The following is a 26,291-nucleotide window of genomic DNA, read 5'->3' as shown; positions in this document are numbered from 1 at the left end:
TCACTGCTCACCTTCACATGTTGAGAGGTTAAGGACAGCAATCTACAATTCGCATTAATTTCAGCAGCATACTCACTATTCACGGTTTACATCCTGCTCGATTTGCATGCGGAGATTTTCAAGCACACCGTCAAGCACATACTGAACGCGCCGTGGCTGGTATTCACGTTTACGAAAGATGGCTATCAGATCCAACTTCCATTCATGCATGTGGTTAAAACATGGTATTAAAACCCCTTGCTGAATATATTTTTGAATATTTCCTTTTGGGGCTAAAATAATTCCCAGATTATTTCTTGCAAGTTCAAGCGCATTTTGTGAGTTATCACAGATATAATTCCCCGTAACTCTGAACTCCCGAACCTCATCAGAGTCATGAGGATAAAACTTCCAGATATTGGCATCATCAATCATCATTGAGTCGATAAGAATACAGGAGTGATTCACCAACTCGTCTGGGCTATTGATTGGATTCCTGTTTAAATACTCTTGAGTTGCGAATGCGGTGACGGCATATTTTGTTAAATAACTGGCGACCAGCCCCTCGTCTTTTGGTAGTGTATTGGTGATCAAAATGTCGCAATCATCTGGAAACTCGGCACCTTCAAAAAACTCATGGCGATTTAAATTATATGTTTTCAAGTGAATGTGAATATCACCAATATCCTTTATTTTATGAATAACGCTTCTGGCCAGGTAGGAAACCACCCCCGTTGGCCCGTAGATAGTCACCCGCCCACGTTTTTCATGCTTATAATCAGAAATGAAATTAGCAAGCTCTTCATTCTTTTCCAAGGTGGCATTAATGTAAGGCACAAGAGCTTCGCCAAACTGAGTAAGAGCCAGATATCGCGTGGTGCGCTCGAAAATTTTTAAACCTATGCGGGTTTCGAAATCTGAAAGGTGTTTGCTGACATTTGCCTGCGCGATCCCCAGTAATGTTGCCGCACCGCCAATGCTGCGAGTTTCTGCGATGACAGAAATAATTTTTAAATCTCTCATTTTAAACTGTAGTTTGTTCATTATTTCCGTTCACTCTATAGTGATTGAATTTAATATTTTACAACCCTAGCACTTAATTGATAAATGTTAAGTTATTTACTAAATAAAAAAACTCATTACTGATTTTAGCCTACTGCCGGGAGATTTTTATGTTGAGTTGATTTTTATTATAGTAAAACCGAATAAAAGTGCAAAATTTAATCAATAATTTTGGGGGTTTTAAAAATAGCATGATGAGTCATCATTACATAAATAACGTAATATACCCATGGCGCAGGCGGAAACACCGCTAAAAATCATCAAGGGCAACCCACCTACTGCGAAGGAGACGGGATTCGGCTAATACCAAACTACTCTCTGTATAGTTGGCTAACCCTGCCAGGTAAACCGAAACAGAATGGGTTTATTGAGAGTTTTAACAGGAATTTTAGCGGTGAGCGTCTGAATGAGCAGGGGGACAGCGATATTATTCATTAATACTGGCGGCAGATCTATGACGAGCGTTAGCCCTATGCAGCACTGAATTATCAGACGCCATCAGAGTTTGCAGTGGTGCCAAAACAGCAAGTTTGTAAATATATTAACAAAGCCTTATTCGCTGATGGCTGTGTCTGATAAGAGAGTTGGCCGCCCGTGCTGTGATAACCGCTATCTAAGGGGGTTTAGTAGACGTTGAGAGAAGTAAAAATGGCACGCCCTAAAGGATTCGAACCTTTGACCTACGGCTTAGAAGGCCGTTGCTCTATCCAACTGAGCTAAGGGCGCATTGAGATGCGGATACGACAAAAGGGGTCGCGGAGTTGGATTATACGGTCAGAGGTTAACGAGTCAATGTCTTTTCATGATGTTGCAGCGGCTGACATGTTTTATGGTGATTTTTCGCACATAAAACGGCAATGTACGGCACTAACGCAATGATCTGATAGCGCTAATCGCCGCACATCAGGCGGCCACTTCCCATAAACTATGCGGGTTGGGCTACCCATCATACCCATTCGCTTTTTCCGTGGCCGGGCGATGCGGCGTTCAATGGAACAGTCTCGCACCGCCATTTTATCGGCCTATTATTTCTGCTTAGCGTCTTTTAAGCGAACGGGTAACGTGCTTTGCAACTGCTGCATGCGGTCACACAGCCAGGCCAGGCGCAACGCCTCCTCAATCGGGCTGGCCGGTTGGGCCAGATAACGCGTTATCTGATTAGCCATGAACGCCATTCCCAAATCATTCGCGGTTTGCAGACACAACTGCAAGTCGGCCTTTTGCTGTTGTGACAAGCCGTAATGCCCCGTGCATACCTGTGCCTCAAGAACGTTGAGCAATGGACGAGTGAGTTGCAGAGCGAGCGTCGGCTCACCGTTCGACAACATCGCTCGCTGATGCTTTTTCTTGGCCATATAATCACGAATATACCTGATAAAGGTTGAAGTGCTCCTAGCGCGGGGGTAGCAATCAAAATCAAGATAAAACAGCTCCACCCGATCTTGACGCTTTAACCACAAAGTCGTCGGAATAAAATCGATGCCATGCTCTTTCCGCACTGGCTGCACAGTCACGGCCAAAACCGTTAACCGCTCTTCTGTGATAAAACGCAGTTCCTCAATACTGTTCTTTTCCGCCTCCCCCCAATAAAGCCGAAGAAATGCAGCGTTATTGGCTGCATCATTGATTTCCCAAACGGCACATTGCTCCGTTTCATTCCATATTAATGGCTGGTAATCATGAAGATATAAAACATAAGGCGTGTAAAAACTGTCAGTATATTCAGCAAAATAACCTTCAAGCGTCTGCCAGCAGTCTGTACCAAATTGGGTTTTCAGCGCCTGGAATGCGCCCATTGATAACAACTCAGCTCCGATCTCAGCACGCATCTCACCACTCACCGCCAGCTTTCCTTCGTCTGACAACTTCGGGTGGTGCAATCGAAACGGCTTACGCATCACGTTACCGGCTGCCTGCCTCCAGAGCGCGAGTACAGACCAGACGCTCTCACGAGAGAACTGCGCATCTAACTGATTTGCGCGCGCTTGCGTGCACTGCAACAGTTGTTGGTTGTCGCTGTCCCAGAACGTGAAGGTGGCACCTAGCGCTCCGCTGTCGGCAACCCACCAATCAGCACCAATCGGTAACAGGGTAAGGAGAGCCGCTTTCTCATTATACTGGCGTCGAAGTTGCCCGCGTATCTGCGGTAGTGTCTCTATCGGCGCATTAACCAACTGATAAAGATAGGCCGAAAGCCGTGCCAGGTAACGCAAGACCTGCGCTTCATCCAGCGTAAAATGTTTCTCCGCCAGTAACGTCACCTGCCCTCTCAGTACGCGCAAATAAGCGGCTAATCTTGGTAACGCTTCCGCGCGCGCCGACAGGTTCAGAAAATGTAGCTGTAAAGCACTGCTTTTACTGACATGAGACAACCCTTGCTGCAGCAGAGAATGGATAAAGGCCCGGATCGTATCGATTAATGCAATTTCATCATCGTTGAGTGAGAGCAGGCGCAAGGCGTCAGTGTCAATCAGGTCGTCTGGCCAAGGCCAGGGTTGCCCATTTTGCTCAAACAGCTTTGCAATAACCGCCAGATGAAGCGCTTTTCTCTGTTGCTCGGGCAATGATGAAAGCATTCCCTCATAGCCACTTTCACGCATAAAAATGACGGGTTCATCCACATCAGGCAAATAGATATTGAGATGCGTATCACGATCTTCAACGTGTAATTTGCTTGATTCCCACTGTTGCAGCCATTTTCTGGCCAGGCGGCACCCGGCTTTGTTGCACTGCTTTATCAACGCCTCGGCGTCAAGCGCCAACAAGACAGGCAGCAGCGGTGCTGCAGATGGCTGCGCGCCAGAAAGGCTTGCTTCTTCAGCAGGTTGGGCCACCACTTGGCCCTTTGCCGCAGCGTGGGTTTGCAGCCAAAGCACGGCAGCTAAAATGTGTTTACAACATCCCGGTGCGCTACAGTTACAACGCGCTTTTTGGATCCCTTCAGGTGAAAGAACAACCGCCATCCCATCACTGCTAAATGCACCGCTGGCCTGATCCGTTATCATGACCTTGCCATTGTCGAGATCTTTACGCGCCCGACGCAGCACGCCAGCATTAGCAAATACGGTTAATGCCTCCTCATCATAATGGGTATAGATGGTTTGCCAGCTCACTGCATCACCTCCGCTAGCCACTGAGCAAAATGATCGGGCGTCAGCGCTGCAATCTGCATCCCACGATCGGCCAATTTTTGAGCGATGGCGCGGTCATAAACGGGGAATGCTTCATCATCCAGAGCAGCAAGCCCCAGTATTTTCACCTGCTGGCTATTCATTCGCTCGGTACAGGCCATTAACTGGCTCAAAGAGGCGCCTTCTTCAAAGTCACTGATCAAGGTAAAAACCGTTCGCTTAGGATTCTTGATTAGCTTTTCGCAATAGTGCATCGCACCGGCAATATTCGTCCCACCGCCGAGCTGAATGGTCATTAAGACCTCAACCGGATCATGGGCAAGATGGCTTAAATTGACCACCAGCGTATCGAATACAACCAGCGATACGCTGACGCTCGGCAGTGCAGCTAAAATGCTGGCACAAATGGCGGCATACATAATGGAATCGACCATCGATCCGCTTTGATCGACGCACAAAATGATGTCCCACGGCATATGCTGCTGCATCCGCGAGTTGAAATAAGGCGTTTGGATCACCAAACGTTGCCGTTGGGGATCATAGTGCTTCAGATTGGCGGCAATAGTTCTGCGCCAATCAAAATTGCGGCTACTGGCGATTAAGCTGCGCCGAAAGCGATTTCTACGCCCGGAAAACGACTGGCGAAAGGTATTTTCGATTTGACGAAGAATATCATCAACCACTTGACGGATAATGGTTTTTACCGCATCGCGCGTTTCTTCATTCATGCGCCCGCGCAGGTTCATCAGCGTTTTCGCCAGCGCTTTTGTTGGCTCCATGCTTTTGAGTACTTCAGGGTTAGACAGAAAGCTGCTGATTTCATAGCGTTCAATCGCCTGGGATTGCATACGTTCAAAAGTACTGGTTGGGAACAGTTTTCGGGCCTGGTTCAGCCAATTGACCGCCGTGAGCTGTGAGGCATCCAGCGAACCGTGGCGCCCAGGTTCTTGGTGCATTCCTCGGCGCTGGTATTCGCGGCGATAAAGATAATCTAGCGTGCGCTCCAGCTTTAATTCGCCCGCATTAAATGCGACTTTGCCCAAGGCATGATCGGCATATTGCCCAAGAACCAGCCGCCAACGCCGAATATGTTGCTTTTTATCCTCTGGAAAATCATTCTGCTGGCTCATCTGGCACCCCTACCTCTGTTGCTGTGTCAAACCAATCCCGTAGTCCCTGAGCGATTAATGACCGTTGTAGTTGTTGATCTAACTGGAGAGCGGCTAACATCTGCGTGGAGCTGAAATCCACTTGCTGTAAGCTCAGATCCTGCCGATTTAAAGTGGTCACCTCCGCGATATAGCCTGCCAAATCAGCATTCTGTTTCGGTGTCAGTTGGCTAAAAGCAAAACGGAGTTCAGGCAGGATACGAATAAATTGCTGGTCGTCCCATGCGGCCAGGTAGCGGTTCAAACAGTCCATCAGCAAAGGCAAGCGCAATGCCAACTCAGGTGCCGCACGCATGATCCCCAGAAAATAGGCCACCGCCTGTTCGGCATCACTTCCGGTGCTGAAGGCTTTGTCTAGTTGCACCGTCAAGATAGTGCTATCTATTTGACTATCCAGATAACGGATAGCATCAACGGCACCTTTCAGCAGCGGCACCCGATCCAGCGCGCCATCTAAACGCTGAAGCTGTTGGTGAAAATCATGTTGATAGTCATGTAATAACGCCATCTCAGGAAGCAAAGTGATTAGCTCACGTAGCGCAAGCAAGGCTTGAAAATGCACCTCTTGCTGCTGCGCATCCCCTTGCGCTAACTGATCCAGGCAGAAAAAGGCCTGTAGTAAAAGTTGATGTAAACGATCCTTGATCGACGTTAGGTCGGTGATATCCAAAAAGGCACGGCAACGCCATAAATGGATCAACTTATGCCCGCAGGTTGTGAGCGAATCTAATCGAGAATCTTGTTGAATATAGCGATCAAGCAGGGTAAGCAATGACGGAATACGCTGCTGTAAACCAATCAATGCCGCCTGAATCAGCAACGAAACGGCGTTCTGGCTCGAACGGCTGTGGCCTTGCGCTTCCAGTTGCCGTTCCATCGTCAGTAAGGTATTTAAGGCAATAGCCTCCAACTGTACCCCTTTTTCAGACAGCGCGATCAGTTCCCCTTCCACATTGGGCGTCCACGCATACTGCCACTCCTCAAAAAGTAAATCGAGTTGGTGACCGGCAAGCAGATCGGGGCCGCTAACGCGTTGCGCAAAATGGATATCCAGAAAAGCCAGCAGGTGCAAGAATCGGCTACGCTGTCGATGCTGTGCATTGCGGTAAATATCCAGCCTGGCCGTTTTTATCAAAGTATCATGGAGCTTAAAACGGAACGATGCCGCACGTGCATAGGTTTCAGCCACCAAGGGTGGGATGGTAGCCCCAGCGGGAATATTGCCCAACTGATTACCGGAAAAACAGGATTTAATAGCCTGCCACAGCTCTTGCTGGCTCTCATCAAGGCTGCCCTTGATAAAGGCGCTTTGTAAACCGTCTAACAAATCGTACCGGCCAGGGCCAGGGTGATTGCGTAATGCCGCCAATTGTAGACTCTGCTCGGCAGCATTTTTGACACCAAGGTAACTGGGGGGATTGTCGAAATGCTTTTCGCGTAACGTTTGCGCAACCGAGGCCAAAAAGGCTACGCCAGTCTGAGCACGATAATGCTGCGTCGATAGCTTGGCTCCCGACCGCTCCTGTCGGTTTTCTTGGCGTTGCTGCAATAGGCTTTCCCAGCTTTTTTGATAATAGGCTGGGGATGGCATGCCCGAGGCATAGCCATTCAGCGCATCCAAGCGATCAAAGCTATAGCGAATCAGCCATGCGCTGTCTTTCTCTATTTGCTTTTGCATCATTGTGAACCGTTTCTGCTGCTCAACGGTTAATGCAAACTGCCGCGGCAACGCATTGGCCATCCCTTCAATTAACGCCAGGGTATGCGCACCACCGGTGACCACCACAATACGCGCCAGCGGTTGCTGCTGCTTCAGGGTTTGAATATGCGCCAGCATATAGGCTTCGCGCCGGGCAGAACCTTCGGCTTCCAACACTTCCGGTTCATAATCCAAACGCGCCAGGGCACACCAGACAAAGGTATCCAGAAACAGTTGTTGCCAATCCGCTAATGCCTCAATGGCACGTAATTCAAAAAGATGTTCCCACAATTCATCGTGATCGCGGCAGTAACATTTCCTGGCTAGCCGGTTGATAAATTGGCTGTGCGCCAAATAACGCTCTTCTTGTAAGCTTTGGCTAGCGCTATCGTGTTTATCGTCGTCTCTCTGCACGCTCCAGGCCAGATCGATAAAACGTACCTTGGCCGCCTGTTGATGGCCCGCCTGTAATGCCTGCCACTCCGGGGAATATTCACAAAAGGGGAAATAGGCCGAACGCGGCGTATTATCATCTTCGTCCTGCGATTCCGTTTGCCCCATAATCGCAACGGGAGGACGTGTTTGTTGATCCAATAAAGCCGGAATCAGCGTGTTAAAACTATCTGGCCCCTCAATGAGTACGTGGTCGGGTTTAACGCTCTCAATCAGGGACAATACCGCATAGGCGCACGCGGGGCTATGGTGCCGGATGGGGGCAAAATAGACCTGCGCCTCTTGCAAGCGTTGCCATTGTTCAAGCGCATCCCCCATTCGTGCGGGAAGAATTATTGAAGACAGATCCATCGTTACATCCCTTCTAGCGCCAAAATTCCTTAGAAGCATTAAAGAAGGCTTTCCACACGTCACTGTGGCGGGCGCGCTCGCGAGCCACGTTATCCATGTAATAACGGATCCGCTTGATATCATCCGCATTGTCTTTCAAGACGACACCAATCAGCTGCCGGGCAACGGCCCCTGCATTCAGCACGCCATCACCGAGGTAGTGGGCTTCTAATGCACAGGCATAGGCAATATTCACGGCTTCTGCCGACGACATTACCGCATCCGGCGTTTGGATATTACCGCCGTCGCGCGTATTGCCGGAACGCAACTCCTGGAAAGTGGTCACCAACAGTTCGATGACATTCTCTGGAATGGCGATCGTATTGGTTAAATCACCTAGCTCACGCTTGAGTTGCATGTTGATCAATTCAATTTCAAAGGCAGGATCTTGAATCGGCCGCACTGTTTCAAAATTAAAGCGACGCTTCAGCGCTGCAGACATTTCATGAACACCCCGGTCACGCAAGTTGGCCGTGGCAATCAGGTTAAACCCCGGGCAGGCGCTGACCCGAGCCCCTTCCCCCATTTCTGGAATCATCATCTGCTTTTCTGACATCAAGGAAACCAGAACATCTTGAATTTCAGGTGGGCAGCGCGTTATCTCTTCGAAGCGCACCATTTTTCCCTGAACCATGCCCTGGTAAAGTGGCGAACTGACCAAAGCCCGCTGAGTCGGCCCTTCTGCCAGTAACAAGGCGTAGTTCCATGAGTATTTGATGTGATCTTCCGTTGTCCCTGCCGTGCCTTGAATGGTCAAGCCCGAATCACCGCTGATTGCCGCAGCGAACAATTCCGACAGCATGGATTTTGCCGTGCCCGGCTCCCCCACCAACATCAATCCCTGTCGGCCTAACAGGGTCACGATGGCGCGATCGATCAGAGCATCGTCGCCAAAGAATTTTTGCGAAATCTTTAACTCATCATCCCCAAGAATAAAACGCCGAACGGCGCGGGGGGAACGTAACCAACCCTGCGGTTTTGGATTGTCTTTATCTGCCAGCGTTAAACGCTGCAACTCATCGGCAAAACGCACTTCGGCGCTTTCTCGGATCACGGCGGTTGTTGATAACGATTGTTGTGACATAAAGGTTTCCTGCTACGGTGGCTGAAAAAGAGCGATATCGCTGCGATGGAATTGGCCAAGCAGGGCGGTGCTCTCCCCTGCTGGCTATACCTGCTCTAAACTTCATGAACGATGGTCACCACGGCGTTTTCTTTTGCCATTCGGGATCAAATCCCGTACAGGCTTCAGCGACTTTTAAGTAATCAGCATAACTCTCAGCCAATAAAATCGGTGGCACAGACTTCAACGGCACGTTGCTGCGATTCCAATAGCTTTGCTGCCCCTGTTCAAAGCTCAAATCAAACAACACCGCCGGTATATTCTCTTCAGGCACAAAGCTGCCGCTAAACCCAATGTTGACATAGCAGCCCAAGCTGGAGAAATATTTGTAATAGTGACTGAATGAGCCGCCATCTTCCGCTGGCCCACGCTGGTAGCCCAATTTAGTGAGAACCCCGCGCAGTGTGAAGGTATCCGTGATCCACCCTTTGCGATTATCAACCTCTGTCAGTGCCAGATCCAACTCCGGCAGGCTGTTCGTCATTTGCGCGAAAAGGAATTTGATTTTGTAATCTTTGAAATGTGCCAACCAGGCTTTGCGATCGTCCTCGCTAACCAGTGCCGCATGCGCTAAACGGATAGTCGACACCGAACTTAACGTCACTTCATCATCGTTAAGATCCAACAGACAACCATCATCAGAGGGACGGAACTGATTAATCACCTCACCGTCACGCAGTTCCTGCCAAACAAGCTGCTCCATAAGCCGGCGCATCACCGGATGGGCAAAGAGATACTCCTGCCAGTCAGAACTCGTCCATTCACGTTGTGCACACATCGCTTCGTACAGGCGATGGGTTTGCAGCTCAAGAACCTGTTTCAACTCTTTTTTACTGGCGCTAAACAGTTTTTTGGCTTCTTTGATCTGCTCTTCATTGTCGTTTTTACGTGCCGCAGGGAGAGCAGCGATCTCTTTTCCTTCCGGATTTAATAAGACCATTTTATGCTTGGCATCCAACCTGGCCGTGAACGTGCGTTCACCGTATTCCAGCACCAGCGTTCCTGATTCATCCAAGCCTGCTGTTGGAATCGTCCGGTCGGCTAATTCATCAGTACTCCAACCATTGCGTTCTGCAATGTGTTCGACAAGCAACCGGGCTTTTTCTTGAACAGAAGCGGTACGATAGCGGCGCGCAAGAGAGAGCAATAGCTGGATAATCACGGGATCGTTATTAACCGAAACCGCTTCAATCATCGCTTCTATTTGACTGCGGCGTGGGTAGTGATCGCGCATATAATTACGCAATACCGTAACAGCAATGTGCCCTTCAATACCGCATACCAGAGCAAGCATGCCTTTATCACTGATTGCAGAGCCCAGGTAACGCTTTAGGACCTCGTTCTTAATCTCTTCAATCACTTTCTCCAGCGTGTAGTTTTCATATTGCGAGTAATATTCTGGGTATGATTTTGCCCATCCTTTATACATGGCCAATTTGGCAGGAGCATCACGTTGAGCCTCCGCCATCGCTTGCTCAAGGGAGGGGCAGAGGGTGTCTTGTGTAATAAAACGGTACAGGATCTGTTCTGCCAATCTTTGCTGGCTTTCTTTAGCCAGCAGGCCGACATAACGCTGCAGCAGCGCATTGCCTGACGGATTCTTTAATTTTACAGCCAAGATTATCCACCAGCGGATAATATCGGCATTGACAGGCTGTTTGTTTTCCCAATAAAAAACGGGCAGCGTGTCAAAATTAAACCACGCTGCAAGGCTGGCGGGAACTTTCGCCTTGAGCCCGGAATGCGCTTCGGCAAGCAAGACCTCGGGCGAGAGATAAGCTGAAATATCTTCGCCAAATTTTTCAAGCGCGGTTAACAATGCCGCCTGGACGATTTCCTTCTTCTCTTTTTTCAACAGGGCGTAGAGGTGTGCGACAGAATCAGGATGTTTCAGCCGAACGAGCCAGTCAATTGCGGTAATGCGAATTTCTTGCTTACCCGAAAGCAGCGCCTCTTGGGCGCTTTCATAAATTTTAGGCAGTGATTCCAATAGTTTTTGTGCAGAGATACGATATGTCTTATTTTCACCCAGCGCCAGTTCCATAATACGTGGCACAAACTGAGCAGGGATCGAAGGATAAGTAGCAAGCACACTGAGCGCTTTCGCAAGGATAAACTCAGAACGACTATTCGGTTCAGGATTAGGTATTAAGTTTAGTGCTTCGGCAATGAAATCAGGGTGCTGAATAAAAAACGGCCAAATCTGCTCCGCCCTTGGGAAAAGCTCCAGCCCACTGCCATAAGCGGACAAGCACAACTCTGCAATTTGCCTTGCTGGATTAGGCGATTGACAACGGCGTAATACATCTTCCAGATGGCGTAATTCTATATCCGCGATCAACCGCCTTGGAATGTTATTATATTGATAGCTGTTGATGTAGCCATTCTTATCTGAAAACACGCGAATGTAATGAAACAGCGTACAGTCAGGTAAATTAAAAAGCCGATTCTTATGATGAATAACCTGCAATACGTTACGAGCAGAACTCCACTTACCGCTGTTTAGTTTATCAATTAACAATCGGCAATCGTTTTCGCTCAACTTGCTTAATTGCTTATAATTATCCTGCGCCCAATGATAGCGATGTTTGGCTGTTTTATTTTCTTCAATTTCCTCTTCGGCTCGAACGCGCGCATCGGCTAACATCTCTTGATAATTATTGGCCAACAGATCCTTTGCAGTGTCCGGCAACAGTGTATCAGGTAACGGCTCAAACGGTGGCAAAGTGGTTTCTTGTAAGCTATTGGCATTTTCAACAACGCTGAAGCGTTGCAATGCGCTTTCAATGCTTTTAATCACCGTTTTGCTGGTTTCGGTTTTTAATGCCTGATTAAGCACATCCTGATTTTCACCACGTCGTGCTAAGAGATCGGCTGCCAGGGAGCGCTGTTTTGGTGCTCCCTCTAATAACAGGGCAGCCAGGTGTTGCTTAACACAAGCTGCAGGTAGCGTACTCAGTATTGGAACTGCGGCGCTGCTCACTTTTTTATGGGAACTCGCTGCGAGGCCAACAATAACATCAGGAAATATATCACGTAAAACAGTATTATTACTCAAATAATTAACCAGCTTAATTAAACCACTGGTCGACAGCTTGTTAATTAATATACTTCTGACAAACTCTTGCTGTTCCTGTATATAGGCTGAGACATCCGGCAATTTTAACAGATAGTCCAGACCGTCAACATAGTATGAACTTATTTCCTGGCGATCAAAAAGTGCAAATAGAATATACTCACCCGGTTTATCTGTCTCTTTACTAATGATGTCAGCCAGTAATTTTAGGCTCCATCCCTTGCGTTGTTCAAAACTCAATTTTGAGTTATCGCTAAATGTCGTTTTAAATGCGTCCCCTAATAAATAAAGTACCCAACTAGGCAGTTCAGCCGTAAATATTTTAATATTGATATCCTGACACGCACTTGCCAGCACTTTAGCAAAGCGCACCAGTTGCTCACTGCTGAAAGAGTCGCCTAGCTTGCCATAAAGTTTATGGCGGGCATTAACCCCTTGCTTTATAATTTTATTATATCGTTCAGTATTAGTATGACTGCGGGACCACCACTCTACCGCCCCTGGCGATTGTAATAGCGCTACGGCGAGCTCTGCATCAAGGTTATTCATTGTAAAAAGCACATCGCTATTTGAGCCATCAACGACATACTGTAATGTTTTTTGGGGTAGCGATTTATCTAAGCCTGCGAGAGGGAGCAGTGCTTCTTGCAGCAGTTTCTCGGTAGCTGAAATATCGTTTTTACCAAAGATAGAAAGGGCATTAATAATTTTCTTTAACATGAACATCCCTTTAAACATGTATAAATAAACAGTATTTTATCACATCAAACGCAACTCAAACAACCAAGACTATTTAATGAAAAGCCCTACCCTACGCTCATCGGTGAGCGGTGGCTTGGCGTCAAAGCACAGGCCCCCACTACCAGCCCATGCCCGCGCTAATTTCTAACCAATACCATGATGTTCAAAAGAAAAAGGTGCAGAGGATCATACTGTTGATGCTAAAAAGCATAAATCGCCACGCAATCGTTGACCCATTCTCGGTATAACCCTGATTCAACGCCTGACAGCGCGCCTCTCTTCTGACAAAATAGCCACATCCCCGCTTTTCTTAAATGATGGATTTCCTCACTGATGGCAGCAAAGATTATTGATGGTAAAACGATTGCGCAGCAGGTTAGAAACGAAGTGGCTGAGCAAGTTAAACAACGTCTGGCGGCAGGCAAGCGTGCTCCGGGCCTGGCGGTGGTGCTGGTTGGTGAGAATCCGGCCTCGCAGATTTATGTCGCCAGTAAGCGCAAAGCCTGTGAAGAAGTGGGCTTTATCTCTCGCTCTTACGATCTGCCCGCCACCACCACCGAGCCTGAGCTGCTGGCGTTGATCGATAAGCTGAATGCCGATCGTGAAATTGACGGCATCCTGGTGCAACTTCCCCTCCCCGCCGGGATCGACAATGTCAAAGTGCTGGAGCGTATCCACCCGGATAAAGACGTGGACGGCTTTCACCCTTACAACGTTGGCCGCCTGTGCCAGCGCGCGCCGAAGCTGCGTCCTTGCACCCCGCGCGGCATTGTCACCCTGCTCGAGCGCTACAACATCGATGCTTACGGCCTGAACGCCGTGGTGGTCGGGGCTTCCAACATCGTCGGCCGCCCGATGAGCATGGAACTGTTACTGGCCGGTTGCACCACCACCGTCACTCATCGCTTCACCAAAAACCTGCGCCACCATATCGAACATGCCGATCTGCTGATCGTCGCGGTTGGTAAGCCGGGCTTTATTCCGGGGGAGTGGATCAAACCGGGTGCGATCGTGATCGATGTCGGCATCAACCGCCTGGAAAGTGGTAAAGTGGTCGGCGACGTGGACTTCGCAGCCGCGAGCCAGCGTGCGTCCTACATTACCCCGGTTCCCGGTGGCGTTGGCCCGATGACCGTGGCTACGCTGATCCAAAATACCTTGCAAGCCTGCGAGGAATATCACGACGTTCAACCTAAATAAGTTAAGGCAGTATGGAAATTTTTAATCTGGAAAATCACCCTCACGTCGAGCTGTGCGATCTGCTGAAGTTTCAGGGCTGGTGTGAAAGCGGCGGCGCCGCCAAAGAGGCGATCGCCGAAGGGCTCGTTAAAGTTAACGGTCAGGTAGAAACACGCAAGCGCTGCAAGATCGTCGACGGCCAGAAGGTCAGCTATAAAGGCATGAACGTCATGGTCAAAGCCTGATCGTTCAAGCAGCCAAAAGAAAGCCGGGTGGCTCACGCTCCCCGGCTTTTTTAGCATCTTGTCTTGCTGCTAATGCTATTTACGGCGCCAGGTCGTCCCCTGTGGGCCATCTTCCAGCACGATATTCATCTCATTCAAACGGTCGCGCGCCGCATCGGCCATGGCCCAGTCTTTGGCTTTACGCGCATCGTTACGCTGCTTGATGAGTGCTTCAATTTCGGCCACTTCGCCATCGTCGGTTTGCGCACCGCTTTGCAGAAACTGTTCTGGATCCTGCTGCAGCAGGCCCAACACCTTCGCCAGCTTGCGCAGCTCAGCCGCCAGCCCGTTAGCCGCCGCCAGATCTTCGCTCTTCAGGCGGTTCACTTCACGCGCCAGATCAAACAGCGCGGAGTAAGCTTCCGGCGTATTGAAGTCGTCGTCCATCGCTTCGCGGAAGCGGGCTTCAAAGGCTTCGCCACCCGCAGGCTGCGCGTTAACATCGGTGCCGCGCAGCGCGGTGTACAAGCGCTCCAGCGAGGCACGCGCCTGCTTCAGGTTCTCTTCGCTGTAGTTCAGTTGGCTGCGATAGTGGCCAGACATCAGGAAATAACGCACGGTTTCTGCATCGTAATACGCCAGCACGTCGCGAATGGTGAAGAAGTTGTTCAATGACTTGGACATCTTCTCTTTATCGATCATCACCATACCGGAGTGCATCCAGTAGTTGACGTACGGGCCGTCATGCGCACAGCTGGACTGGGCGATTTCGTTCTCATGGTGCGGGAACATCAGATCGGAACCGCCGCCATGGATGTCGAAATGGGTGCCGAGCTGTTTACCGTTCATCGCCGAACACTCAATGTGCCAGCCTGGGCGGCCTGGGCCCCACGGGGATTCCCAGCTCGGTTCGCCGGGCTTGGACATCTTCCACAGCACGAAGTCCATCGGGTTACGTTTCACGTCATCTACTTCAACGCGCGCCCCGGCCTGCAACTGCTCCAGATCCTGGCGTGACAGCAGGCCATAGTCCGGATCGCTGTCGATAGAGAACATCACATCGCCGTTGCTGGCGACATAGGCATGCCCACGCGCGATCAAACGCTCGGTGATGTCGATAATTTCATTGATATGGTGCGTAGCGCGCGGTTCCAGATCCGGGCGCTCGATCAGCAACGCGTCAAAATCCGCATGCATCTCTGCCAGCATCCGCGTGGTCAGTTGATCGCAGGTTTCGCCGTTCTCTGCCGCGCGGCGGATAATTTTGTCGTCCACATCGGTGACGTTGCGCACGTAGTTGAGCGAATAGCCGAGATAACGCAGATAACGCGCCACCACGTCAAACGCCACAAAGGTACGCCCGTGGCCGATATGACACAGGTCATAAATGGTTACCCCGCACACGTACATGCCCACTTTACCGGCATGAATAGGTTTGAATTCCTCTTTTTGACGACTCAGGGTATTGAAGATCTTTAGCATCAGGGCATTCCGTGGTGTGCAATGTTGATCGGGTTAACCCACGTATTGAAACCCGAAGGCGGCGGCAATGCAAGGTTAAGGCCAAGGATTGCTGATTTCAGCGGCAGAAAGCGGCATAAAATCAGAGTTCCGCCCAAGGGTTCGCTTGCTGACTCACTCATTGAGATATGTTATAAAGCCGGTCTGATCGCTAACGTCATATGGCATATCACTTCATTGTTAGGACTAAAAACTATGGTTACTTTCCACACCAATCACGGCGACATCGTTATCAAAACCTTCGCAGACCAAGCGCCGGTTACCGTTGAAAACTTCCTGAGCTACTGCCGTGAGGGTTTTTACGACAACACCATCTTCCACCGTGTGATTAACGGTTTTATGGTGCAGGGCGGTGGTTTTGAACCCGGTATGCGTCAGAAAGACACCAAAGCCACCATCAAAAACGAAGCCAACAACGGCCTGAAAAACACCCGTGGCACCCTGGCGATGGCGCGTACTAACGATCCGCACTCTGCGACCGCACAGTTCTTCATCAACGTGGTGGATAACGACTTCCTGAACTTCCGTGGTGAAAACGCGCAGGGTTGGGGTTACTGCGTATTCGCCGAAGTGGCCGAAGGGATGGACGTGGTCGACAAAATCAAAGGCGTGAAAACCGGCCGCAGCGGCATGCACCAGGACGTACCGGTGGAAGATGTGGTGATCACCCGCGTCACCGTCAGCGAGTAATCGCGCCGCATGAGCACGCTGTTTATCGCAGACCTGCATTTATGCGCACAGGAACCGGCAATCACTGCCGGTTTTCTGCGTTTTTTACAGCGTGAAGCCGTTCACGCCGACGCGTTATACATTCTGGGCGATCTGTTCGAAGCCTGGATTGGTGACGACGATCCTGAGCCGTTGCACGCAGAGATCGCCGCCGCGCTAAACGCGCTGCGATCGGCGGGCACCCCTTGCTACTTTATCCACGGCAACCGCGATTTCCTGCTCGGCGAGCGTTTCGCCCAGGCCAGCGGCATGATCCTGCTGCCGGAGCAACAGGTGGTTGATCTGTATGGCCGCAGAGTCCTGATCATGCACGGCGATACCCTGTGTACCGACGATCAGGCCTATCAGGAATTCCGCCGTAAGGTGCATAACACCTGGATCCAGAAACTGTTCCTGGCCTTGCCGCTGCGCTGGCGTTTGAAGATCGCCGCCCAAATGCGCGCGCGCAGCCAGCAGAGCAATCAGCACAAGTCTGCCGCGATCATGGACGTCAACCCGCAGGCCGTTGAGCAAGCGCTGCTGCGCAATAACGTGCACTGGCTGATCCACGGGCACACCCATCGCCCGGCAATACACTCGCTGGCGCTAAGCACCGGCAACGCCCAACGTGCGGTGCTAGGGGCCTGGCACGAGGAGGGCTCAATGATCAAAGTCACGCCCGATGCCGTTGAGCTGATTCAATTCCCTTTCTGACATCTTGCCGGTTCGTTGGCAGCAAAAACCCGCGACGCAACCGTTTTCCTCGCTGTGCCCCCATGATATGCTCTACGCCCTCATCCGGCCTGCCGGGCCGACCTCTGTACAACGACAGGAGCCATACCCCATGGGAGCCAACGCTGCTTCAGCCAGTAACGCTGAGGTTAAAATCGCAATTGTAATGGGATCAAAAAGTGACTGGGCCACCATGCAGTTCGCGGCCGAAGTCCTGACCATGCTTGATGTCCCGTACCATGTCGAAGTCGTCTCCGCCCATCGCACGCCAGACAAACTGTTCAGCTTTGCCGAGCACGCCAGCGCTATCGGTTTTGACGTGATCATCGCCGGTGCCGGAGGGGCTGCGCACCTGCCGGGCATGTTGGCAGCAAAAACGCTGGTGCCGGTGCTGGGTGTTCCGGTACAAAGCGCCGCCTTGAGCGGTGTCGATAGCCTGTATTCGATCGTACAGATGCCACGCGGGATCCCTGTCGGCACGCTGGCGATTGGCAAGGCCGGTGCGGCCAACGCCGGGCTGCTGGCGGCACAGATCCTGGCGCTGCACGATGCCGCGCTGGCCCAGCGTCTGGCCGCCTGGCGTCAGGCGCAGACCGATGAGGTACTGAACCACCCAGACCCGCGGGAGGAAGCATGAAGCCGGTTTGCGTACTGGGTAACGGCCAACTGGGGCGCATGCTGCGCCAGGCTGGCGAACCTCTGGGCATAGCGGTGTATCCGGTGGGCCTTGATGCCGAGCCGGAAGCGGTGCCCTATCAGAACAGCGTGATCACCGCAGAGATCGAACGTTGGCCGGAAACCGCGCTGACGCGTGAACTCGCCACCCACAGCAGCTTCGTCAACCGCGATATCTTCCCGCGCTTGGCCGATCGCCTGACGCAAAAACAGCTGCTCGATCAACTTAATCTGGCAACCGCCCCGTGGCAACTGCTGGCAAGCCAGGACCAATGGCCGCAGGTGTTTGCGAATTTAGGGGAGTTGGCGATCGTCAAACGCCGCGTCGGTGGCTACGACGGCCGTGGCCAGTGGCGCCTGCGCCCAGGCCAGGAAAGCGAATTACCGGCCGATGCCTACGGCGAATGCATTGTTGAGCAGGGGATTAATTTCTCTGGCGAAGTGTCTCTGGTGGGCGCGCGCGGCCATGATGGCCGGCCGGTGTTCTACCCGTTGACCCACAATCTGCATGAAGACGGCATCCTGCGCACCAGCGTGGTTCTGCCGCAGCCCAACCCGGCGCTGCAGCAGCAGGCCGAGCAGATGCTGTCGGCAATCCTAAATGAGCTGAACTACGTTGGCGTGATGGCAATGGAGTGCTTTATCGTCGGCGATCGCCTGTTGATTAACGAACTGGCACCGCGGGTGCACAACAGCGGGCACTGGACGCAGAACGGTGCGTCGATCAGCCAGTTTGAGCTGCATTTGCGCGCTATCCTCGGCTTGCCGTTGCCGACACCGGTAGTCAATACGCCATCGGTGATGGTCAACCTGATTGGCACCGCAGTCAATCTGCAATGGCTGGCTCTGCCCTTGGTGCATCTGCATTGGTATGAGAAAGAGGTACGCACTGGCCGTAAGGTGGGGCACCTGAACCTTAACGATCCCAACAGCGCGTCGTTGCAGCAGGCATTGCAAGCCTTGGCTCCCTTGCTGCCAGCCGAGTATCAAAGTGGCTTGGCCTGGGCGCAGCAGAGGTTAAACCGGTAATTCTCCTCCCACAGATTCAGGCTGTACCCTAAATACGTCGCCACCTAAAGTATGACGGGTATAGCCAATCGCCTCCTTTAAGGGGGTAATCCCCCCTTCACCGCAGCTTTACAAAACCCAGCGTGGTCTATTCTATTCAGTAACCACCCCAGCCTCTGCGTCAGGAGTGTTCTATGAAACTTTTTTCGCCCACTATGCGTCAGGCTTGTACTTTTGCCATGCTCGCCCTGTTCAGCTGCGCTGCTCCGGCCAGTGTCGCGCTGAACGGCACCCGCGTAATTTATCTGTCGGACTCCAAAGACGTCAGCCTTCAGGTCGATAATGTGGGGACAACATCGGTGGTGCTGCAAAACTGGATTGATGACGGCAATGCCGACGCCAAACCTGCAACCATCAAAGTCCCGTTTCTGTTAAGCCCGCTGATCAGCCGTGTCGATCCCGGTAAAGGCCAGCGGCTGCGCCTCATCTATACCGGTAACAACCTTCCGATAGACAGAGAATCCCTGTTTTGGCTGAACGTGCAGGAAGTCCCCGCCAAAGACGACAACAACCGCGTGCAGCTCGTCTTACGTAACCGCATCAAGCTGTTCTATCGCCCGGCGAGCTTGCAAGGCAGTGCCAACGATACCATCAAGGTGCTTACCTGGAGCACCCAAGACAGCAACCTGCTGGCCAACAACCCGACGCCATACTATGTCTCTTTCGCCTATCTGTCGGTGAATGGCAAAAAACTCGAAGGAGCGATGATCGCCCCACGTTCTACCCAGGTGTTCACTCTGCCGGGCCATGCGGGCAGCAAGGTCAGCGGCAGCTTCGTTAATGACTACGGAGCCATCATCCCCTTCGAGGCGTTCGTTAAGTAATCACGCAGGCCTGGCCGTGCAGGTCGATCGCCAATAACCGGGCAAAGGCGGCGATATCCTGCGGCCGATCGGCGGGGTGAACCTCAAGCGCAGCGTCGATGGCCCGCAAAAACCGTTGGGAATAGCCGGCTGGGCCGCACTGCGCCAACGGCTGATAGCGGTCTTCAATCGAGCGCGTCAGGCTGACCGGCGGTAGGCGGCCGGTAATAAGCGTAGCCAGCAGCGCACCGATGGCATAGATATCCGACCAAGGGCCGTGGGCGTAACCGCCGCTGTTGCAATAGAGTTCCACCGGCGAGAACCCGGGCTTTAGCACGATGTTGGTTTCTCTTGCGCCCCCCGTAGCCCAGAAGCAGGCGGAGCCGAAATCTAACAGAATTGGCCACTGATGTTCCGCAATCTGTATGTTATCCCACGAAATATCCCGGTGCAGGCAGCCCTGACGGTGTACCGCCGCAACGGTAGGCAGCAGCGAAGCCAGCAGCCTTCTGAGCCAGGTTTCGGTCACCAGTGCGGGGTGTTGCGCATAGCGTTTCTTCAGGGTGGTGCCACCGTAAAGTGGCGTGCTGATATAGGCGCTGCCATTCGCCTGCCAGAAATCCCAAAGCGGCGGTATGCCGGGGTGCGCAAGGCTGCCGAGTATTTTGGCTTCCTGGCAAAAGTAATCCCGCCCGGCGTTGAAGGTCGGCAGCAGGAACGGGTTACGCGGCACAACCACGCCTTCAGCATTTCGCTCTGCGATCGTGGTAGGAATATATTCCTTAACGGCGGCGAAACGTTGCTGCTGATGATCGAACGCCTGATAAACGATGCTGAAGCCACCTTCGCCAATCGCCTGCTGAATCTCCAGTTGTGCAAAGCGATAGCCCGGAGGCAGCGCCTGAGCGCGGCCCCCGCACACCGCCGTGGCTAACCCTGTATAGGCCGTCAGCACGGTTCGCTCCCCGCAGGGTTACGCACGGAAGTCATAGGCAAAGGCCTTATTGGCATAGCTGATATGCAGGTGGCGGAACGGCTGCAGCTCGGTGCTGGCGCTCAGCAAACGGTGGCTGATCTGCGGCAGCAGAGTATTGGTCAGAATGGTATCCACCATGCGCCCGCCGGATTCCACTTCCGTACAGCGGTTGACGATCTGTTGGATCACCTCATCATCAAACGAGCAGGTCATGTGGTGGCTTTCCAGCAGGCGCTTGCGGATCCGCTCTAACTGCAGCTTCACAATATCCCCCAGCACGGTATCGCTCAGCGGATAGTAAGGGATCACGTTCAAACGGCCGAGCAGCGCGGCAGGAAACGCGCGCAGCAGGGTATCGCGCAGCGCGGCGGTGAGTTGATCGCATTCCGGCAACAGGGCCGGATCGGCGCACAGCGCGTTCACCACCTCGCTGCCTACATTAGAAGTGAGAATGATGATGGTGTTGCGGAAATCGATGCGTTGCCCTTCGCCATCTTCCATCCAGCCTTTATCGAACACCTGATAGAAAATTTCATGCACGTCGGAGTGCGCTTTCTCGATCTCATCGAGCAAAATAACGCTGTAAGGGCGGCGACGCACCGCTTCGGTCAGTACGCCCCCTTCGCCGTAACCCACATAGCCCGGAGGTGCCCCTTTCAGGGTGGAGACGGTGTGCGGCTCCTGAAACTCGCTCATGTTGATGGTGATCACATTGCGCTCCCCGCCGTAGAAGTTTTCTGCCAGCGCGTGGGCGGTTTCGGTTTTCCCCACGCCGGAAGGGCCGCACAGCATAAAGACCCCGATCGGCTTGTTCGGATCGTCCAGGCTGGCACGCGAGGTAATCAGGCGGCGGGCGATCAGTTCAAGGCCATGTTTCTGGCCGATCACCCGCTCGTTTAAGCTGTCTGCCAGCTTGAGCACCGCTTCCACCTCATTCTTCATCATGCGGCCCAGCGGAATGCCTGTCCAGTCAGCCACCACCGAGGCGATGGTGTTGGCATCCACCGAGGAAAACAGCAGCGGATCGTCCCCCTGCAAAACGGCCAGCTGTTGCTGTAGTTCGTTGAGGTTCGAGCGCCAGGCGTCCTCGTCATCCGCGATTTCGCCGGGGCGGTAAAGTTTGGCGCGCAGCTCGATGATTTCGTTGACCAGCACCCGCTCGTCGTTCCAGCGGGCGTTGAGGGCGGCCAGCCGCTGCCGGGCCTGCTCCAACTGCTGCCGGATCTGATCCGGGCGCTGCGCGTCACCGGCACCGATGCGCACATCGCGCACCGCCACCTCCAGCTCGGTTTCCAGCGCCTCGATCTGGCGGCGGCAGCTTTCCACCCGGCCCGGTTCGGCATGCTGGCTGACCGCCACCCTGGCGCAGGCGGTATCCAGCAGGCTGATGGCTTTATCCGGCAACTGGCGATCGGGGATATAACGGTGGGACAGGCGCACCGCCGCTTCCACCGCCTCATCCAGCAGGATGATCTGGTGATGCTGCTCCAGCGTGTGGCGCAGATGACGCAGCATCAGCACCGCTTTGCTTTCGTCAGGCTCAAGCACCTGCACCACCTGAAAGCGGCGGGTCAGGGCCGGATCTTTTTCGATGTATTTTTTATATTCCGACCAGGTGGTGGCACCGATGGTGCGCAACTGGCCCCGCGCCAGCGCCGGTTTCAGCAGGTTGGCGGCATCGCCGGTGCCCTGCGCACCGCCTGCGCCAATCAGCGTGTGGATTTCGTCAACGAACAGAATGATCGGCGACGGGCTGGACTGCACCTCGTCAATCACCGCCCGCAGGCGCTGTTCGAACTCGCCCTTGGCCCCCGCCCCCGCCTGCAACATCCCCATATCCAGCTGATACAGCGTGACGTCGCGCAGTTTCGGCGGCACATCGCCCGCGGCGATATAGGCCGCCAGCCCTTCCACCACCGCGGTTTTCCCCACGCCCGCCTCGCCGGTCAGCAACGGGTTGTTCTGCCGGCGGCGCATCAGGATATCGACGATTTGCCGGATCTCCTCATCACGCCCGGTCACCGGATCCAGCTCGCCACGGCGCGCTTTTTCCGTCAGGTTGCTGCCGTATTGCTCAAGCATGCTTTCACCGCTGCGGGGAGATGCCACCGTGCTGCTCTGCGCGGCAGCCAGCGCCGTTTCAGAAGAAGAGAGCAGGATCGCCTCAAACTGCTGCAACAGGCTTTCACTGCTGATCTGGGCGAAACAGGGCGAAATCGCCAGCAGTTGGTTATGCAGATTGGTGGTATTGAGCATGCCCAGCAGCAGATGGCCGCCGCGGATCTGCTGGGCACCGAACTTCAGCGAACTGAAGAGCCAAGAGCGTTCGACGGCGCTGTCGATATGCTCCGACAGATCCGACACCGAGCTGGCACCGCGCGGCAGCCGATCGATAGCGGCGACCACATCTTCCCCCAGCTTGCCCGCATTGATGCCGAAGTGGCGGATAATCTGCTGCCAGTCGCCATCAGGGTGCTGTAGCAACTGGTGGATCCAGTGGGTCAACTCCACATAGGGGTTGCCTCTGAGTTTGCAAAATGAGGTGGCGTTTTCCAGGCTGCTGAGTAACAGGCCGTTTAATTTGCCAAACAGAACTGCGCGGCTGATCTCTCTCATGCTTACACCTTAATGATTTGTTTTAATGAATATCAATGGCAATACTGCCCTTCGATGGGCTCAGGTGAAAAAATCAGCTCACCCGCATCGTTGTCATGTTCGGCATCACGTAGCCAGCTACTCAACCCGAGGCGCTGCCCGCCGCTCAGCGCTGTTCTGCTGACTTCCTGCTTGCGCAGGATCAGGCGCACATCCCAGATATATTCGATGCCGAGGTAGTGCCGCACCCAGTCGCGCAGCGCGAGCGCCTGCGGGCCGCCGGGCATAAAGCTGTGATACTCCGCCAGCGACATCGGCCCCAGCTCAATGCGGAATTTGTGCTGAACGTCGCGCACCGCGCGGCCAAGAAACGCGTCGCGCCCCAGTTGCAATGCCTGGCCCGCCACCAGTTGCGTCTGCTGCTCCGGGGCGATGGCTAACCACACGGGAATGTTCTCTATAATGCGTACCGGCACCTGAAAGTAGTGCCGCAGGATCTTCGCCAACCCTTCGGCGTCGCGCCCCTGCCGCACCAGGTGCCCCGCCATAAAATACTTGGCGTGGGTAGGCAGGCTATCCCGTGGGCGTAGCCCCTCCACGCCCAGCCCCACCAGCGCGGAGAGGTAGCGGGTAAAGGAGCGATCGTCTTCGCGATCGAGCGACACGGTCGGCTGGCTGTTGGCCCAGGCGCGGTAAAACAGCAGGATCAGGCGATGGTGGAACAGGTTGATAAAGTCGAGCAGCGTCCGGTCCTGATGGTGCAGATAACGCTCGCGCACGTATTCGGTAAAATGCAGCGGCAGCGGGCCGTTGGGGCCAAACAGCCCGAAGCTGTAGATCAGCAACTGGTATGACGGCGCATTTCTGGCGGGCCCGGCGCTGGCCAGCGTGGAGGGCGCGAACGACAGCGAAGGCTGTTGCCCCAGGCGTATCGGCTCCTGGCGCGGATGCGGCGCGCGCCCGAGCGGCCAATCGAGCCCGCCCTGCGCGTCAAGGCGCCGCAGGATCTGGAACAGATCGTGCTCATAGGGGTGTTCGGTGAGCGAGGTCCAGAAATCCTCCGGCAGGCGCGGGCTGCTGCGCACTTTCATGGCGGAATTCATATCAGGGTTCTCCTGCCCATGCGCGGCCGCCACTGGGCGATCTTACCGCGCTGCGGGGTGCTCAGTGAGGTAGTGACAAAGGTGTTCATCGTTACCATGCGGCTGAACAACCGCTCCAGCACGCAGCCAAGCAGGTATGGCGTGCTGCCGGAAAATGCCTGTTCATCAATGGTCAGATCAATGGCCACGCCGCGTGAAAACACGATCGGCCCGGGCGCGGGCGCACGCTGATAGGAAGGCGACAGGCGGCAGTGCTGCACCCCTTTGATCTCCTTGGTAATCTGCGGTTCATCCAGCTTAGCGTACAGCGTCAGCAGTTCCCGCAGCGCCCGCGCGCCCTGCTCGTCATCCCCTTCCATCAGGCTGAGATAATCCAACTGCAGCTGGCTGATCAGCCCCCAGGAGATGCGGCCTTCCGCCAGCGCCTCGCGCGGCGGGGACAGCGGCGTTTTCAAGGTAACCTGACGCAGCGGGATCGAGTCGGCCACCACGAAAGAGAGCGCCTCCTGCCGTTGCAGCAACAGGGGCAGATCGCGATTGGTCGCCAGCACTTCCGCCGTGATGTACTCCAGATCGTTACGCCAAGGGGTGTGATAGGCGTCGACCAGCGACAGGAACACCTCCGAGCCGGAATAACTGCTGCGCGCCCCTTGGCGCTGGCTCTGCACCGAGGGCGGGCGCGGCGAGCGGCGCAAAGAGAAGTAGGCACCGTAGTTCTGCCCATCGCGCCCCTGGGTGCAATAAAACGGCCGGAATTCCTGCTCCTGCTGGCTGTTGGCCGAGGTTCCCCACAGCCGTTGCACGGAGAACACCTCAAAATCCAACGGCTGAATATTGTCCACCACCAGATGGTATTCGTTGCTTTTGTCATTCAGCGTGATGCGTTCCGCCACCTTGGGGAACAGGTTGATCACCGGCGTGCAGTGCAGCGCAAGGTGGCTGGCGTCAATGCGTTTGGCCAACGCCGGTAGCTCTTTGTCCAGCAGCAGAACGATCTCAAACTCGCGCACATCGCCATGCTGCGTTTTGCCCGCACCAAACAGCGCCGCCAGCCCAGAGACGCTGAAAAAGCGGAAGCGGGCGGGAAAGGCAAAATACTCTTGCAGCAGACGATAACCGTCAAAGTTGCGCAGATCGTTGGGCAACAGCGCCTGATCGGCGTCGAACCCCTCATGGTGCAAATGCTCTTTCGGCAAATAATGGCGCTGCTCAAGAACTGCCCCCACCGGCTGGCAGATAATGCCGGTGGTGTGCTGCATCAACAGCTCCAGCAACTGCATGGCTTCCAGATCCTGGCCGCTGAGGTAAAACATCAGCTTGTCGAGGTTCAGGCTGTCAAAGGTGACGTTATCGTCCAGCCGCAGGCGGATGCGCAACGCATGGCGGCTGGCGTTGCGGTTGAACTTGGCGGTGCTGACGATATCGGCGGGCAAAGCCCCCAGCGCAACCTGGCGGATACTGAGCGGGTACAGCGTCACGTCGTGGGCGGTGCGGTATTTGCAGACAATGCCGTTCTTCCTGAAGGTGTCGCAGGTCATCACCGTGCCCCTTGGCACCAGAAACCCGGCGTTGATGTTGCCCTTGCGGCCGTCGGGGTGCAGCTCGGCCACCGCCATCGACGGGGTGGGCGAAAGGTAGTTAGGGTAAATCACCTCCAGCATCCGCTGCGAGAAACGCGGGAACTCCGCGTCCATCTTCAGTTGAATGCGCGAAGTGAGAAAGGCAAAGCCTTCCATCAGGCGCTCGACGTAAGGATCGCCAACGTCGATCCCCTGCATCCCCAAACGCCCCGCCACTTTCGGGTAGCTCTCGGCGAACTCGGCGCCCATTTCGCGCAGATAGAGCAGCTCACGGTTATAGTACTCAAGCAGTTTACTGTCCATG

At 53.7% G+C, this 26,291-nt stretch carries 18 protein-coding genes, 1 tRNA gene and 1 pseudogene; 8 read left to right on the top strand and 12 right to left on the bottom strand.

What is annotated here, in order from left to right; all coding sequences use genetic code 11:
• Positions 1-75: 75 nt before the first annotated feature.
• On the bottom strand, positions 76-1,023 hold the full coding sequence (locus BMI79_RS04110) for a LysR family transcriptional regulator (RefSeq protein WP_076940687.1): 948 nt from the start codon (positions 1,021-1,023) through the stop codon (positions 76-78).
• Positions 1,024-1,371: 348 nt separating this feature from the next.
• On the opposite strand from BMI79_RS04110, the pseudogene BMI79_RS04105 reads away from it, so the two are divergent.
• Positions 1,372-1,506, top strand: a pseudogene (locus BMI79_RS04105) (integrase core domain-containing protein); the annotation flags it as partial.
• A gap of 184 nt (positions 1,507-1,690) precedes the next feature.
• On the opposite strand, the gene BMI79_RS04100 reads toward BMI79_RS04105, so the two are convergent.
• The 6 genes from BMI79_RS04100 to BMI79_RS04075 form a co-directional block, all read right to left on the bottom strand.
• Positions 1,691-1,767: transfer RNA gene (locus BMI79_RS04100), tRNA-Arg, on the bottom strand.
• A gap of 299 nt (positions 1,768-2,066) precedes the next feature.
• A complete protein-coding gene (locus BMI79_RS04095) occupies positions 2,067-4,154 on the bottom strand; it encodes an SWIM zinc finger family protein (protein ID WP_076940686.1) in 2,088 nt (695 codons plus the stop codon).
• A complete protein-coding gene (locus BMI79_RS04090) occupies positions 4,151-5,302 on the bottom strand; it encodes a VWA domain-containing protein (protein WP_076940685.1) in 1,152 nt (383 codons plus the stop codon). Before BMI79_RS04090 ends, BMI79_RS04095 begins: the two co-directional genes overlap by 4 nt.
• A complete protein-coding gene (locus tag BMI79_RS04085; RefSeq protein WP_076940682.1) occupies positions 5,286-7,844 on the bottom strand; it encodes a DUF5682 family protein in 2,559 nt (852 codons plus the stop codon). Before BMI79_RS04085 ends, BMI79_RS04090 begins: the two co-directional genes overlap by 17 nt.
• 13 nt (positions 7,845-7,857) lie before the next feature.
• Positions 7,858-8,967: an ATP-binding protein gene (locus BMI79_RS04080; protein WP_076940681.1), complete on the bottom strand. Its 1,110-nt coding sequence runs from the start codon at positions 8,965-8,967 to the stop codon at positions 7,858-7,860.
• 115 nt (positions 8,968-9,082) lie between these two features.
• Complete coding sequence (locus tag BMI79_RS04075; protein WP_076940679.1) at positions 9,083-12,802, bottom strand: DUF4132 domain-containing protein; 3,720 nt, start codon at positions 12,800-12,802, stop codon at positions 9,083-9,085.
• Between the two features lie 354 nt (positions 12,803-13,156).
• On the opposite strand from BMI79_RS04075, the gene folD reads away from it, so the two are divergent.
• Together folD and ybcJ are read left to right on the top strand one after the other, a co-directional pair.
• Positions 13,157-14,023 carry a bifunctional methylenetetrahydrofolate dehydrogenase/methenyltetrahydrofolate cyclohydrolase FolD gene (folD, locus tag BMI79_RS04070; protein ID WP_076940677.1) on the top strand — a complete coding sequence of 289 codons (867 nt, stop codon included), beginning with the start codon at positions 13,157-13,159 and terminating at the stop codon, positions 14,021-14,023.
• An 11-nt stretch (positions 14,024-14,034) separates the two neighbouring features.
• A complete protein-coding gene (gene ybcJ, locus BMI79_RS04065; protein ID WP_076940676.1) occupies positions 14,035-14,247 on the top strand; it encodes a ribosome-associated protein YbcJ in 213 nt (70 codons plus the stop codon).
• A gap of 75 nt (positions 14,248-14,322) precedes the next feature.
• Here the strand turns inward: ybcJ and cysS are convergent, their stop codons facing one another.
• On the bottom strand, positions 14,323-15,708 hold the full coding sequence (gene cysS / locus BMI79_RS04060; protein WP_076940674.1) for a cysteine--tRNA ligase: 1,386 nt from the start codon (positions 15,706-15,708) through the stop codon (positions 14,323-14,325).
• A gap of 234 nt (positions 15,709-15,942) precedes the next feature.
• Between cysS and ppiB the strand changes: the two genes are divergently transcribed.
• From ppiB to BMI79_RS04035, 5 genes are all read left to right on the top strand, one after another.
• A complete protein-coding gene (ppiB, locus tag BMI79_RS04055) occupies positions 15,943-16,437 on the top strand; it encodes a peptidylprolyl isomerase B (RefSeq protein WP_076940672.1) in 495 nt (164 codons plus the stop codon).
• Between the two features lie 9 nt (positions 16,438-16,446).
• Positions 16,447-17,169 carry a UDP-2,3-diacylglucosamine diphosphatase gene (locus BMI79_RS04050; protein ID WP_076940670.1) on the top strand — a complete coding sequence of 241 codons (723 nt, stop codon included), beginning with the start codon at positions 16,447-16,449 and terminating at the stop codon, positions 17,167-17,169.
• A 130-nt stretch (positions 17,170-17,299) separates the two neighbouring features.
• The gene (purE, locus tag BMI79_RS04045) at positions 17,300-17,824 is read left to right on the top strand and encodes a 5-(carboxyamino)imidazole ribonucleotide mutase (RefSeq protein WP_076940668.1); all 525 of its coding nucleotides are present in this window, start codon (positions 17,300-17,302) and stop codon (positions 17,822-17,824) included.
• Entirely contained in the window at positions 17,821-18,891 is a 1,071-nt protein-coding gene (gene purK / locus BMI79_RS04040) for a 5-(carboxyamino)imidazole ribonucleotide synthase (RefSeq protein WP_076940666.1), read from the top strand. The genes purE and purK overlap by 4 nt, the downstream gene beginning before the upstream one ends.
• 173 nt (positions 18,892-19,064) lie before the next feature.
• Positions 19,065-19,754 (top strand): fimbrial biogenesis chaperone, encoded by a 690-nt coding sequence (locus tag BMI79_RS04035; protein ID WP_083704359.1) that lies wholly within the window; start codon positions 19,065-19,067, stop codon positions 19,752-19,754.
• Here BMI79_RS04035 and BMI79_RS04030 read toward each other — a convergent pair.
• The 4 genes from BMI79_RS04030 to tssF are packed head-to-tail and all read right to left on the bottom strand — an operon-like array spanning position 19,747 to position 26,290.
• Positions 19,747-20,688, bottom strand: a complete 942-nt coding sequence (locus BMI79_RS04030; protein ID WP_076940664.1) for a serine/threonine protein kinase — start codon at positions 20,686-20,688, stop codon at positions 19,747-19,749. The two genes, BMI79_RS04035 and BMI79_RS04030, sit on opposite strands and share 8 nt — an antisense overlap.
• Before the next feature lie 18 nt (positions 20,689-20,706).
• Positions 20,707-23,325, bottom strand: a complete 2,619-nt coding sequence (tssH, locus tag BMI79_RS04025; RefSeq protein ID WP_076940662.1) for a type VI secretion system ATPase TssH — start codon at positions 23,323-23,325, stop codon at positions 20,707-20,709.
• A gap of 32 nt (positions 23,326-23,357) precedes the next feature.
• Positions 23,358-24,407: a type VI secretion system baseplate subunit TssG gene (tssG, locus tag BMI79_RS04020; protein ID WP_076940661.1), complete on the bottom strand. Its 1,050-nt coding sequence runs from the start codon at positions 24,405-24,407 to the stop codon at positions 23,358-23,360.
• Positions 24,404-26,290 carry a type VI secretion system baseplate subunit TssF gene (tssF, locus tag BMI79_RS04015; protein ID WP_076940659.1) on the bottom strand — a complete coding sequence of 629 codons (1,887 nt, stop codon included), beginning with the start codon at positions 26,288-26,290 and terminating at the stop codon, positions 24,404-24,406. Before tssF ends, tssG begins: the two co-directional genes overlap by 4 nt.
• Position 26,291 lies beyond the last annotated feature (1 nt).

It is taken from the genome of Serratia oryzae, assembly GCF_001976145.1.
GTDB lineage: Bacteria > Pseudomonadota > Gammaproteobacteria > Enterobacterales > Enterobacteriaceae > Chania > Chania oryzae.
Note: the sequence above shows the minus strand (reverse complement) of the source record. Positions and strands in the feature narration are given on the sequence as shown.